Raw genomic sequence first — 12,907 nt, 5'->3', positions numbered from 1 at the left:
TTTGAAATTAAGTCTGTAGCTTGCTACCTAAAATAGCTTTTTGCAAGAAACACGAGAATTCAATTAGTAATTAATTAGTAATTAACTAGAAATTAACTAGATATTAACTAAAATTTCTGCCCTGCAAAAATTGAACGAACTTCTCCATTGCGACGGATAATAGCTTCTCCGTTGGCTACATCGACTAATGTCCAACCACTAGCACCAATGGTTTCGCCTTTTTGAACGCGACGACTTACGCCATTAACTTTAAATAGTGCCGCAGATTGTTCTCCTAGTTCTAACAATCCTTCTAATACGTGGGAAGAAGTTGGAACTGATGCCACTTTTTGCTCTTTGCTTGCAACTGGTTTTGGAACTGGTGCTGCTTTTTCGGGAGTTGATGGTGCAACAGTCGCAGTCTGCTTCATTTTTGGTATTTCGGGAGCTTGTTTTACATTAACGGGTTTGTTTTTTACCGCTAATGGCTTAATTTCTCGAATAGAAGCAAAAGCTTGAATGTTTTTTGGTGTGTTGGCTTTAGCAACTTTCACCGGTGCGGGTTTTTTGGCTTTGGTGTCGGATGGTTTCGGCGCAACTCCTTTGGAAGCAGTCTTGATTGGAGGCAATGGTGTTGGTGTTGGCGCTTGTGCAATCTCTGGAGGTGCGTAGCGCATTGGTTGCGGCGCTTGATATACGGGTATGTAAATTCTTTCTACAACCCTGGTATTACGACTGGGTAATGGTTTAGCGTTGTTAGCAATTCTTGGTGGTGGAAGATTTGCCGGTGGTTGATTGGCATAAGCTAAAGTTGCTTGATTTGCGGGTACGGGAGTAGCGCGAGCAATGTTATTAGCCGATGCTCTATCCTGCCTACCTTTTTGACTGTCAATAACTTCTAAAGCACTTAACATGTAATCAACTAATTCCGACTTAATTTCAGCTTGAGTCGGTGCCGATTGCGCTTCGATTACTTTCTGCTTCAAAGCTGGCTCCTGTAAAGCAAATTGCAGCGATTGAGAAGTCAGACGATTCAACAATCCGTTACTAATTGCCCAGTTAATTGCAGCGATCGCCAATCCTAAACCGGCTCCTACCTTAAGTATTTGTCCGAGGTTCCGCCAAATTTTCCGACGGGATTTCTTGACTGTTTTAGCAGTTTTGGGAGAATCACCTCTGACAACGCGATTAAATTCGGCTTCGATGCGTCGCTGTTCGGTTTCTTGAAAAGGACTGACAATAGTTGGCGGTGCAACTACCTGGGGTGGTGTTGCTTGATGAAGAATTAATTGTTGCTGCGGCTGGACAATTTGCTTGCTCAGATGAGCTTTGCCATCGAGAATACAGTCAATGTCGGAAAATAATTCATCCATTAAGCCGTCAGCGTAATTGTCCATCGTCCAAGGTTCGCTGACGATTAATTCTTCAGAGGGTTCTGGAATTACAAGATGTTTGCTAGCTGTTTGAGACATAATAATTTTCAGTATTAATTCATTCGGTTGAGGCAATTTATGAAATCTTTATCTTTAAAAATTTGCCTTCGTAAATTTGAATAAAAACAACTGTTTCCTCACTTAGATAGTTACGGAAGAGTTCATCAAGTTTAAGTATCTATTTCGACATATGCTAGGGAGTTATCAATGATTTTTTGATTTTTACTATGTCATTAATCATACCAGCATTCCCGGAGACACCATACTACTATACTCCCGCTTCATGAAGATTGTGTTGACGTTAAGGCTGTAAATTCGCTCTGGTCATGTTTTTTACGCAATTCTAAATATATGAGTAAAGCATTGACATCGGCAGGATTAACTCCACCGATACGTGCGGCTTGTCCGATAGTAAGAGGTTTTACTTTGTTTAGTTTTTCGCGTGCTTCCTTGGATAGAGTGTCTATGGAGTCATAATCTAATTCCCCCGGAAGCAAACGATTTGCTTGACGGGCAATTTGATCGATTTGATTTTGCTGTCTGGCTAAATAACCGGAATATTTGATATCAATTTCTGCACCTTCTTTCTCAGCACGCTGCAAATCAGCATTTCCCAATCCATACTTAATTAAATCGGCATAATGAAATTTTGGACGACGCAATAAATCGGCAAGGGTAATAGAACCTTTGATTACTTGTTTGGTATCTGCGACTATTGCTTTCCCAACATCATCATTTTCCTTAATCCGCTTAGCATAGAGCCGTTCTTTCTCGGCAGTAATATTAGCTTGCTTCTGAGTAAATAATTCCCAACGTCGGTTATCAATTAAGCCAACTTCTCTTCCTAAAGGAGTCAGTCGTCGATCGGCATTATCGGAGCGCAGCAGCAAACGATATTCCGATCTACTAGTCAACACGCGGTAAGGCTCGCGCAAATCTTTGGTACACAAATCGTCAATTAAAGTCCCGATATAGCTTTGCTCGCGGGGGAAAACTATCATTTCCCGATTGCGAACAAATCTAGCAGCATTTATTCCAGCCACAATTCCTTGGGCTGCGGCTTCTTCGTAGCCAGTTGTACCGTTGACTTGTCCCGCACAGAATAAACCGGCGATTTTTTTAGTCATCAATGTGGGAAAACACTGAGTAGCTGGTAAGTAATCATACTCAACTGCATAAGCAGGTCGTAACATTACGCAGTTCTCCATACCCGGAAGAGTACGTAACATACGTAGTTGCAAATTTTCCGGTAAACCTGTAGAAAACCCTTGAATATAAAGTTCGGGAATGTCTCTTCCTTCCGGCTCAATAAAAATTTGATGACTTTCTTTATCGGCAAAACGAACAATTTTATCTTCAATGCTGGGACAATAGCGGGGTCCTTTGGCATCTACCCAACCACCGTACACCGGGGAAAGATTGAGATTATCGCGAATTAATTGATGAGTTTCGGCAGTCGTGCGAGTCATATAACAAGGTAGCTGTTCCTTTTCCACCCATACTTCTGGATCGAAACTAAACCACCGAACCTCTTCGTCACCCGGTTGGGGAGTCATTTTGCTGTAATCAACCGTGCGCTTGTCTACTCGTGCGGGAGTTCCAGTTTTGAGGCGACCTGTTTCAAATCCCAAATCTTGGAGAGTTTGCGTCAAACCTTCAGCAGCAAATTCTCCTGCCCTTCCGGCTGCCATTGACTTATTACCAACCCAAATTCTTCCTCCTAGAAAAGTACCGGTGGTAAGGACAACAGCTTTACATCCGAAAGCAACATCAAAATAAGTTTGAACGCCAATTACATCATCATTCGCGCCCAAAACTAAATCCGTGACCATTGCTTCACGAATGCTCAAGTTCTCTTGATTTTCTACAATGCCCTTCATTATCGCAGCATATTCGCGCTTATCAGTTTGAGCGCGTAATGCCCAAACAGCAGGACCTCTTGAAGAATTAAGAATCCTTTTTTGCACGTAGGTGCGGTCTGCCATTTTACCGATTTCTCCACCAAGTGCATCGACTTCGTGGGTTAACTGAGATTTAGCCGGACCACCAACAGCGGGGTTACACGGTTGCCAAGCGATTTTATCCAAGTTAAGGGTTAACAGCAGGGTACGACAGCCCAGGCGTGCAGTAGCTAAAGCCGCTTCACAACCAGAGTGACCTGCACCGACAACTATGACATCAAAAGAGTCTTGGAACTCAACACAATTGTGCATGGTCTTACCTAGAGTTCAGCATTATTTGGAATTAATCTAATTTTAACCGATACAGTCAATTAATGATTGTACAGTGTTGATAAAATACTCAGCAAAATCACCGTTATTTTTTTACAAAAAGAAAATTATTGTTGTGATTGATAGCCCAGATATGAGATATTTTATTGGGTCGATTAATTAAATATTCGATTAAATTTTATGTTATCGTTTTGACTTTTATATTGACTAATGTACTGCTTTAGTATCAAGTATTACTATAAAAATAAATGAACACAATCTTTCAGAAAATAGCTTTTTTGATAGTTGCTATATGTTTGCTTATAACCGTAGTCGCAAGCAATCAGATTGCTCGTAGCAATACCAGTGATGAGATTAGCAATATAGAAAACTGCCTGATAAATAGACTGCTTAATAAGAAATGTACCGTTCCCGAAAAACCTAAGATTACTCCTATACCCGTTGTTTCACCAACTCCAACTACAGTTCTCACAGATAAACAAAGGTTTATTGCAGCATTGATGAATCAATTCCCCCAGATTCCTCAACCAGATACTTATGAGTATATTTTGCTGCGTGCTTATGGTGCGCCATTGGTAAATTTAGAACCAACAATTAGGCTACCTAAGAAAGTAGTATTTAGTAACGATGAAGAAACTCAAATATTTCAAGCTACCCTGACAAAAGCTAAAATAGTCGGTACGAGAAACTGTTATTTACAAAAATCAGCCGCCGATGCTTTAAATAAAGCTCGTAAGCAAACAAGATTTAGGCTGAAATCAGGATTTGGAAACAGCGACTGCATTCGTAATTTCGCTACAACAGCAAAATTTTGGAGAAAATATACTAATTCAAAGACATTAGATTTAGTCAAAAAAGGAAAAGAAACCAGAATTTTAGGTACAGTTGCACCACCAGGAACTTCACAACATTTATGGGGGTTGGCAATTGATTTAGGAGTTAACAATCAAAAGCAAATAAAAGCTTTAAATCAAAATGGTTGGTATCGCACCGTAGAATATGACGTACCGCATTGGAGTTATGTAGGTTATCCACCAGAAAAATTACTTAAATTAGGTTTTAGAAAGAAAGTTATTGGGAACACTACTTATTGGGTAACGCCGCTGTAATTTTGGATTGGTAATTGGTAATTGGTAATTGATAACTGTGACGAAAACTTGGGAAAACTAAGTTTATCGTTGCATTATCGGAATTACAGCAATGCATCAAGATTTAATATTCCAGTTTTTAAAAGCAATTAGTCAAAATCAAGATATATCTTCGCTGCTTGTAGAGCATTTAGAGAAACTTGATAACGCCTTTGCATCTGAATTACGAAGTTTTGCAAGCCTAACATTTGCAAATCAACCTGCTAAAGCTGTTGGTATAGCTAAGATTATTGTTAGATTTAGTAACTTAATTGAAAAGTTTGAACAAGGAAACCACGCGAGTAATTTAGAGATTGCGATCGCAGGTTACGAATCAGCGCTTGAAGTCATTACTCATCAGGCTTTTCCACAAATTTGGGCTAATATTCAGCAAAGTTTGATTAGTGTCTATCAGCAGCGTCAAGGCATTTTATCTCAAACGATTAGCGAATTAAAAGAAAATACCTCTCAAAACAAGATTCAAATAAACGATTTAATAGAAAAATTTGAACAAGAAAAACAGCAATCTTCCGAGCTAAAAACACAACTCCTGAAAGCGATGGAGTCTCAAACACAACCTGCAGCAGCAATCGATTTACAACCCATATTTTCGGCGATTCAAGAAACTAAATCACCATCGCCAAATTTCAACACAGTAATCCTCTACGACATCGAAAATTTAATTAAAGGTAATAATAATCCTCAATTCAATTTCTCCTTAGAAGATATTATCGGAAAAATAAAGGCATATAATTTAGTTGATAAAATTGCCGGACAATATGCTTATGCTGACTGGAGCAATAATAGATTAAAACAAATAAAACCTAATATCCAAAAACTTGGAATTGAAGCAATGCAAATTTTTGCTTTCAGCAATCAGAAGAATGCAGCGGATATTCAATTAGTCATTGATGCAGTTGAATTAATTCATAGCAAACCGTGGTTACAAGTTTTTGCAATTGTATCTGGTGATGGTGGATTTTCCTGCTTGGCTAAAAAGCTGCATGAATATGGAAAAATAGTCATTGGATGCGCTTACGAGAATCAAACTAATAAGTTGCTTCCTGCTGTGTGTGATTACTTTGTTCGATTGCCCGAACCAAAAAATTCAAACGAAAGCAATAATTCCAATAATGTAAAAGCTACAGTTGAAACACAAAAAAGCAAAAGTAATTATCAAGAAGTTTTAAATTATTTGAAAAAAAATGAGCCTTATCGAACTGCATTAAAACAAAATGGTGTAGATTTTTCACAGGTGAGTAAAGTTTTTAAAGAACAAATTTCAGGCTTTGATTATAAAAAGCAAGGGTTTAAACAATTTAAAAACTTTTTAAATTCTACTATTCAAGGTACGGAATTTAAAATTATTTGCGTTGATAAATGTAATAAAATATCAAGGTTGAAGATAAATTAATCTTTTTATTTATTATATCTGGTTCGTGGTTGCGCCGTCTTCGCTTGCGATTAGAGACGCTGTAAGCGTTAGCGGAGCTTGTCCGTAAGCACATAGCTTTCTCTCAGAGTAGCGCAACTACCAACCTTTCCGATTCAACCATTCTGCCGTATAATAACAAAATTTAGTTGAAACTTTTGCTTATCATCTCCAACAGGAAGACGCGCTTTATCAAGGTTCAATTCGCTATTGAAATTCTCAATGGTGCAAAAATTGGAATTTTAAAACGCTGCAAAATTATTCTGCACCTCACCACCTCCAAGGAAGAGAATTGCAGGATAATCAACGTATTGTTTATGTGACATACTCCTACACTGACTCTTCGAGTACAGTGTAGGCTTCCAAGACAATCCGGCTATTGCTTAGGAGACTCTTGGCTTTAAGAACGGGATGCCCCACCGCTCTATTCTTTATGTTTATTGCTGCGTTATGATCGCGATCCAAACTACATCCACAATGTGGGCAGTCGTGCCATCTCTCATGCAGTTTTTTAGGCACTTTAACGCCACAACTAGAACAGTCTTGACTTGTGCCGGACGCTTTAACCGGGATAACCAACAAACCAGCTTTTTCGGCTTTGTTTGTCAGTATCGACAAGAAGCTTGACCATCCAGCATCAAGAACAGACTTTGCCAATCGAGTACGTGCAAGTCCTTTTATATTCAAATCTTCAACCGCAACAACATCATATTTTTTCAATAGATTGTTGGCAGTTTTGAAATGAAAATCTTTTCGTTTATCAGCAACTTTTTTATGTTGCTTGCCCAACTGTTTTAACGCTTTTAATCTTTTGTTGCTCCCTTTCCTGCGACGGGAAACACGTTTTTGGATAACTCGTAAACGTTTTTGAGATTTGCGATAATGTTGAGGTATCGCAACATTATCGCCTTCAGAAGTTGTTAAAAACTCCTTTAAACCTACATCAATTCCAGCAATCGAATCAGGATTAAAATCAGGTTTAATTGTTGGGACTGTTTCATCTTCCAAGCTAAGGGTTACGTAATAGCCATCAGCTTTTTTGGTGATAGACACGGTTTTGATTTTAAAACCATCTGGGATTTGCCGATGCTTTAGGACTTTAATATTTCCCAATTTAGGCAATGATATTTTACCGTTGGTTATGCAGTCAGGCTTAACTCTTGGATACAAGAAAGTCCGATAACGGTTACGCGCTTTAAACCTTGGTCTACCGCTACGCTTGCCGTTGCTATCACCTTTCAAGAAACGGTCAAAAGTTACTTTAACTCGCTTAACTACATCTTGCAAAACATCAGAGTAAACATCCTTGTAATGTGGATGTGTTTCTTTAAGTTTAGGGAGTGTTCTTTTTTGTCCAAAATATTCAGGTTTATCCCTTAATTCTGGTAGATAACAAATAAGAGGACAAGCATTAATAGGACAACGATTTTGCTCATACCAGTTGAATCTATCAGCCAGCAAATAATTGTATTGAGCGCAACACATAGATAACCATCGGTCTATATCTTGCGCTTGTTGTTTTGTTGGACGTAGTTTGTACTGGTATGCCGTTCTCACTTGTTTCTCATCTGCTGTTATGGATATGATAACAGAACTGTGATAACAATGGGTAGACAAAGTTATGAAAACAACTAGATTAAATGTAAGGATGTCCGAGCGTAGATTAAACAAAATAAGGCAGTATGCAGCAAACAAAGATAAAACCGTGACGCAGATAGTTGAGGACTGGATTGACCGACTGCCAAATAAAGAAATTGATAAAAACTCAACTGTCCCTCTCCCGGTCAATCCTGCGGATTGATGTGGTCAAGGGACGTTTCGTTTTTATCTCGCAATTCCTCTCATCACCTCTGCTGTCGCGGTAGGTGAGAGGCTCCTTGCTGTTTTAGCTGAATGAGGTCTGAGTAGTTGCTATTACCCAAGATGGAACCGGGAAGAGAATAAGTTAGAAATCACAGGTAAAGCATACTTTCGCATTACCGATAATAATCATTACAATTAACCTAATCATGCTTAGGTTTGGGAGCTAAGAGAAAGTGGGCTTATTTGACGATTTGAGTAAATTTTTGGAAAGTCGTTTAGAAGAATTTCTGCGGAATAACCCGCATTTAGAATTAGATGCGCTACTCGAACAGTTACGAGAGCAAGAAGAAGACACTTTGAAGCTAATTGCAGATTTGCAGTTGCAAGAAAAGCGCAAGCAAGACGAAATATTATCCACCGCGCAAGAAATTCAAAGATGGCATATCCGGGTACAAAAAGCCAAAAATGCTGGTAGAGAAGACTTGGCACTCAAAGCTCAAGAAAGAGAAGCAGCGTTATTACGTCAGGGAAATCAGCTTTGGGGGCAAATGCAAGGCATGAAAGAGCGCATTAGCCAAGGTAAAGAATTACTAAAACAAGTGCGACAGCGACGACAGGAAGTACAAGCCAAAGCAGCAGAAGCTCAAGCAGCACGCACAAAAGCCCAGACGCAACAACGCATGGAAACAGACACTGGTTGGTGGAGTGCAAGCAGCACCTATCCTAGTTCAAACAAATACGACGATTTAGAAGAGAAATTTCTCCGGTGGGAGACGGAAGCGGAATTAGAAGAAATGAAACGCAAAATGAATCAGTGAAGGATCGGTTATCAACTTCGCTGATATGTAGCTCTCATTGCAAAAGATAAAAATTTTATTTTGAATACTGTAGTGCGGGCAAAATGCCCGCTGATGATATAAAAATTAACTTGATAGTTGTTTATTACCAATTACCAATTACCCGCCCTCACAGATATAGTAACTGCCTAACTGAAGATGATATAAACCAGATTTTTATGGTTTTCAAGATTAAGTACAATTCAAACAGCTTGTCTTATTGCTTCGCTGATATTATCGTGAGACCATTTCTTAAATGTTCCGCATAAAAGATTGAAGCATGGAACGAAGTATTTTTTTTAATCTGTTATCGAGTTTACAATTATTATTAGTAGGTTATATCTCTGCTGCGGTTTTAGGTATTGTAATTGGGTATTTTATTGGTATAAATAAAATTGTTTATCAAGTATGTAAATGGATTCTTCAGGTTCCAAATACTCTTGTTTCGATTGCTTTATTACCAATTGCTTTAATCGTTTTTAAAGAAGCTGAAGCCGCTGCAATTGTAGTTGTATTTTTTAGCGCTATCTGGTCAATTATTCTTAATTCTGCCAAGGGCATACGGTGCGGACGCAAGCAAGGTAGAAACTTCAGAATAGTCATCAAGCATATATTTGAAGGTTTAAGGTTTGCTGTTTGGATTGCTTGGTTTAGCGCAATTGCCACAGAAATGTTAACTCTAAATCAAGGTCTTGGTTTTGTAATTTGGAATGCTTATAAAGAAAGTCAAGTTGATAACATCATTGAAGGAATAATCTGTATTGGAGCTATTGGATTATTATTAGATCAACTTTTAGATTTAACTGGGAATATTCTTTTTGAGTTAGTTTCCGATGGAGAAAAATCCAAAGTAAGTTGATTAGCATTTACGATACAAATGCTTTTCCAAATAACCCTAGGATAAATACAAAATTATGTTTAAAAGATATATTAGTTATGGAATAAAGCCAAATTGCAATTATTGGTTACAACCAGATTTAAATTTCTCAATTAAATATAAATGTAATTCATCAATAGAGCGGGTAATGCCCGCTTTTGATTGTTAAATTACAGAGAAAAAATCAAGATAAATTCTTAGCTTATGTCACAAAAAATATAATCTAGAGATTTACTAAAAGCATAGTCATTACTTGCTATTCCCTAATTTCCGATTCTTGAATTTCTTTAACAGATTCATAGGTATCAAAAGAGGCAGATACTTCAGGTTGAGAAGCAGCATCCAACTGTTGCTGTTGAGTAGAGCTTTCCCCTGAATATTCCCCTAAATAACTACCAAAAAGTTTTTCATAATTGGAAGCAACTGCTAAAAATGCTCCACCTAAAATATAGATTGGCAAAGGCAAAGAAAAATCTTTTACCCAATCGAATAGCTGTGATAAGGCAAATAGTACTACAAAGCAAATAAACCAGACTTTAATATTTTTATCCATAAAGCTAAAGATGACTAAGTCACGATAGTTATTTGTTGCATGATACTTTATGGATGGCAAATACAACAATGGGAGGCAATACGATGAATAAAATTCTTTTTCAGCTATCCTAATAATGCTCAAATATTGAATACAAGATAGATTCAGAGGATGTGAATACCGTTACAAGCAGCCGTTAATAGATAATTATCCAAAACTAATGACGATTATCAACCGCATTTTGGGAATCATATATTTAGCTGCAAATCCCATATCTCGGTGCAAAAGCTGTCAGACGAATGACTTATCCTTCTTCAGAGCATCACATTTCCCAACCCGATACCCATAAGCATGAAAAAGCTTCTTGGGTTTTGTCAGCACGAAACCGTTTTAACCCTATATCTTGGATAGAAAATCGTCTCACCCTGCAAAAAAATATTTGCATCGGATACATTGTTGCTTTAGGCATTGCTGTTGGGGGTAGCGGCTTCGGTTTGAGCGTAGGAAACTTTTGGGTTCACCAGGCAAACCAGGAGAGAAAGGATATACATCGAGAATTAAAATTGTTAAATAAACTACTTAATGCAACTTTAACTTTACAGCCAATTAGCGATATTTATCCTTATTTACAAGAGCCTCAAGAACTGCAAAAAGCTATTAATAACGTAAAGGATTTTCAAAAAATACTAACGGAAGTAGGGATAAATGCTTCAACTAAGTTTCAACCTATATTCGATAAATATAAAGTTAGCTTAGAAGAATTTGGTAAGGATTCTAAAACTACTTTAAAACAAATTGACTCAATTCAGTTGAAGTCACAAGAAAATAAAAAAAAAGAATTAGTAGCAAAGTTAATTGTAGATAACTCTCGTATCCAGACGCTCAAGTTTATAGATGAATTAAAATATTTCCTTGAATCCATAGAGGCAGAGTCAGAAAACGCAGAAAATAATCTAAGTCGAGCGCAAATACTGAGGTTGCTAGTTGCACTCATTAGTATAATTTCGTCTTTGACTATAGCGACTTTGATTGTAATTTATAGCAGCAGAATGATTGCGAAACCGATTACAACAGTTGCTAGCTTCACAGAAAAAGCTTTGGAAGAAGCAAACTATGACTTACAAATTCCTACAATCGGAAATTTAGAAACTAGAAAACTTGCAGCTTCTGTCAACCAACTTTTTGAACAAATCAAAATTAATATAGAAAAACAGGAAGAATCCCGAATTTCTGCCGATGCTGCAAGTTATGCGAAAAGCGAATTTATGGCTAATATGAGTCACGAACTTCGTACTCCATTAAATGGCATTTTGGGTTATACCCAAATTATTCAAAATTCTCCAAACTTGTCTAAAAAGGAACAAAGGGGTGTAGAAATAATTCATCGCTGCGGCAAGCATTTATTAACACTAATCAATGACATTCTTGATTTTTCTAAAATAGAAGCACATCAAATTAAGCTTCATAATAGTGATTTTCATTTACCTTCATTTTTACAAGGAATTGTAGAAATATGTCGTATTAAGACTGAAAATAAAGGTTTGAGTTTTATTTACTTAACTCCAAAAAACTTACCATCCGGTATCAATATTGATAAAAGACGATTGCGGCAAGTATTAATAAATTTGCTTAGTAATGCAATTAAATTTACTGATAAAGGCTGCGTAACTTTACAGGTAGAGGTGTTAGAAATAAAAAAAGAAGCTTTCTCAGAAAAAGTCAGATTGCTTTTTCATATAGAAGATACTGGTATCGGTATGAAACCTGAAGTTTTAGAAAAAATATTTTTACCTTTTGAGCAATTAGGTACTACAAAAAATAAGTCAGAAGGTACGGGATTAGGATTAGCTTTAAGTCAAAAAATAATCCAAATGATGAATAGTACGATTAATGTTAAAAGCAAATTAGATATGGGGAGTGTATTTCAATTTGAAATAGAATGTCCAGTTGCTGAAGATTGGACGGAATCAAATAGTATTACTAGAACAGGTAAAATTGTTGGTTATGCAGGAGAAAGAAAACAAATTCTCATAGTAGATGACAGATGGGAAAATCGTTCTTTATTTATTAATCTCCTGTCGTCTATCGGCTTTGAGTTAATAGAAGCAGAAAACGGTAAAGACGGCTTAGAACAAGCAGTAAAATACAAGCCCGACTTGATTATTTCCGATATAAAAATGCCTGTGATGCATGGATGGGATATGCTTGAGCAAATACGCAAAAATGACAATTTGAAAAACACTTTGTTCTTTTTCTGCTCTGTAAATTCATCCGATAATTTGAGCCAAAAAGCAATTCAAGCAGGGGCAAATCATTTTCTGAATAAACCTGTTAAGTCAAAAGAACTTTATCGTGCATTAGCAAAATATTTTCAATTAACTTGGTTATATAGCGAAGAAGAAATAGTCAGACCAACTATTAAAAAATCTTCTACTAGAGATAAGATAATTATTCCCCCAATATCTGAACTAAGTATGCTATTAGAATTCGCTAAAAAAGGTAAAATTACGGGTATCCAAAAGGAATTAGATCGGATTGCATTAATAGATGAGAAATATCAAGATTTTGTCAACGAGCTTTATGCATTTGCTAAATCTTTTAATATCAACAAAATCCGTGCTTATTTACAAAAAAACGTCAAAGAATAATTCGATCAA

Annotated in this window: 10 protein-coding genes; 6 read left to right on the top strand and 4 right to left on the bottom strand. The window is 37.0% G+C overall.

The genetic code is table 11. The features are described from left to right. Nucleotides 1-107: 107 nt before the first annotated feature. Nucleotides 108-1,451 carry a hypothetical protein gene (locus tag RIV7116_RS26895; protein ID WP_015121483.1) on the bottom strand — a complete coding sequence of 448 codons (1,344 nt, stop codon included), beginning with the start codon at nucleotides 1,449-1,451 and terminating at the stop codon, nucleotides 108-110. A gap of 242 nt (nucleotides 1,452-1,693) precedes the next feature. Then, nucleotides 1,694-3,625, bottom strand: a complete 1,932-nt coding sequence (gene mnmG / locus RIV7116_RS26890; protein WP_015121482.1) for a tRNA uridine-5-carboxymethylaminomethyl(34) synthesis enzyme MnmG — start codon at nucleotides 3,623-3,625, stop codon at nucleotides 1,694-1,696. A 266-nt stretch (nucleotides 3,626-3,891) separates the two neighbouring features. Between mnmG and RIV7116_RS26885 the strand changes: the two genes are divergently transcribed. Further along, nucleotides 3,892-4,752 carry a D-alanyl-D-alanine carboxypeptidase family protein gene (locus RIV7116_RS26885; protein WP_015121481.1) on the top strand — a complete coding sequence of 287 codons (861 nt, stop codon included), beginning with the start codon at nucleotides 3,892-3,894 and terminating at the stop codon, nucleotides 4,750-4,752. A 91-nt stretch (nucleotides 4,753-4,843) separates the two neighbouring features. After that, nucleotides 4,844-6,184: an NYN domain-containing protein gene (locus RIV7116_RS34250; RefSeq protein ID WP_015121480.1), complete on the top strand. Its 1,341-nt coding sequence runs from the start codon at nucleotides 4,844-4,846 to the stop codon at nucleotides 6,182-6,184. A gap of 348 nt (nucleotides 6,185-6,532) precedes the next feature. Here the strand turns inward: RIV7116_RS34250 and RIV7116_RS26875 are convergent, their stop codons facing one another. After that, nucleotides 6,533-7,759, bottom strand: coding sequence for an RNA-guided endonuclease TnpB family protein (locus tag RIV7116_RS26875; RefSeq protein ID WP_015120617.1), 1,227 nt, complete (start codon nucleotides 7,757-7,759; stop codon nucleotides 6,533-6,535). A gap of 64 nt (nucleotides 7,760-7,823) precedes the next feature. Here RIV7116_RS26875 and RIV7116_RS37230 point away from each other — a divergent pair, with 64 nt between their 5' ends. The 3 genes from RIV7116_RS37230 (at nucleotide 7,824) to RIV7116_RS26860 (ending at nucleotide 9,700) form a co-directional block, all read left to right on the top strand. Then, nucleotides 7,824-8,003 carry a DUF6364 family protein gene (locus RIV7116_RS37230; RefSeq protein WP_015120616.1) on the top strand — a complete coding sequence of 60 codons (180 nt, stop codon included), beginning with the start codon at nucleotides 7,824-7,826 and terminating at the stop codon, nucleotides 8,001-8,003. A gap of 235 nt (nucleotides 8,004-8,238) precedes the next feature. After that, nucleotides 8,239-8,823, top strand: coding sequence for a TIGR04376 family protein (locus tag RIV7116_RS26865; protein WP_015121479.1), 585 nt, complete (start codon nucleotides 8,239-8,241; stop codon nucleotides 8,821-8,823). Between the two features lie 298 nt (nucleotides 8,824-9,121). Beyond that, nucleotides 9,122-9,700: an ABC transporter permease gene (locus RIV7116_RS26860; protein ID WP_015121478.1), complete on the top strand. Its 579-nt coding sequence runs from the start codon at nucleotides 9,122-9,124 to the stop codon at nucleotides 9,698-9,700. Nucleotides 9,701-9,974: 274 nt separating this feature from the next. Here RIV7116_RS26860 and RIV7116_RS26855 read toward each other — a convergent pair whose 3' ends face one another. Beyond that, nucleotides 9,975-10,259: a hypothetical protein gene (locus RIV7116_RS26855; protein WP_044292400.1), complete on the bottom strand. Its 285-nt coding sequence runs from the start codon at nucleotides 10,257-10,259 to the stop codon at nucleotides 9,975-9,977. Between the two features lie 290 nt (nucleotides 10,260-10,549). Between RIV7116_RS26855 and RIV7116_RS26850 the strand changes: the two genes are divergently transcribed. Continuing rightward, the gene (locus tag RIV7116_RS26850) at nucleotides 10,550-12,898 is read left to right on the top strand and encodes an ATP-binding protein (protein ID WP_015121476.1); all 2,349 of its coding nucleotides are present in this window, start codon (nucleotides 10,550-10,552) and stop codon (nucleotides 12,896-12,898) included. Nucleotides 12,899-12,907: the final 9 nt, after the last annotated feature.

The organism is Rivularia sp. PCC 7116 (assembly GCF_000316665.1).
Classification (GTDB): Bacteria; Cyanobacteriota; Cyanobacteriia; order Cyanobacteriales; family Nostocaceae; genus Rivularia.
The sequence above is the reverse complement of the archived record's forward strand: the minus strand, read 5'-3'. Positions and strand labels throughout refer to the sequence as shown.

Bases quoted from the DNA above. Each gene is read 5' to 3' on its own strand.
- RIV7116_RS26895 (WP_015121483.1), bottom strand. From the start codon at position 1,451: ATGTCTCAAACAGCTAGCAAACATCTTGTAATTCCAGAACCCTCTGAA.
- mnmG (WP_015121482.1), bottom strand. From the start codon at position 3,625: ATGCACAATTGTGTTGAGTTCCAAGACTCTTTTGATGTCATAGTTGTC.
- RIV7116_RS26885 (WP_015121481.1), top strand. From the start codon at position 3,892: ATGAACACAATCTTTCAGAAAATAGCTTTTTTGATAGTTGCTATATGT.
- RIV7116_RS34250 (WP_015121480.1), top strand. From the start codon at position 4,844: ATGCATCAAGATTTAATATTCCAGTTTTTAAAAGCAATTAGTCAAAAT.
- RIV7116_RS37230 (WP_015120616.1), top strand. From the start codon at position 7,824: ATGAAAACAACTAGATTAAATGTAAGGATGTCCGAGCGTAGATTAAAC.
- RIV7116_RS26860 (WP_015121478.1), top strand. From the start codon at position 9,122: ATGGAACGAAGTATTTTTTTTAATCTGTTATCGAGTTTACAATTATTA.
- RIV7116_RS26850 (WP_015121476.1), top strand. From the start codon at position 10,550: ATGACTTATCCTTCTTCAGAGCATCACATTTCCCAACCCGATACCCAT.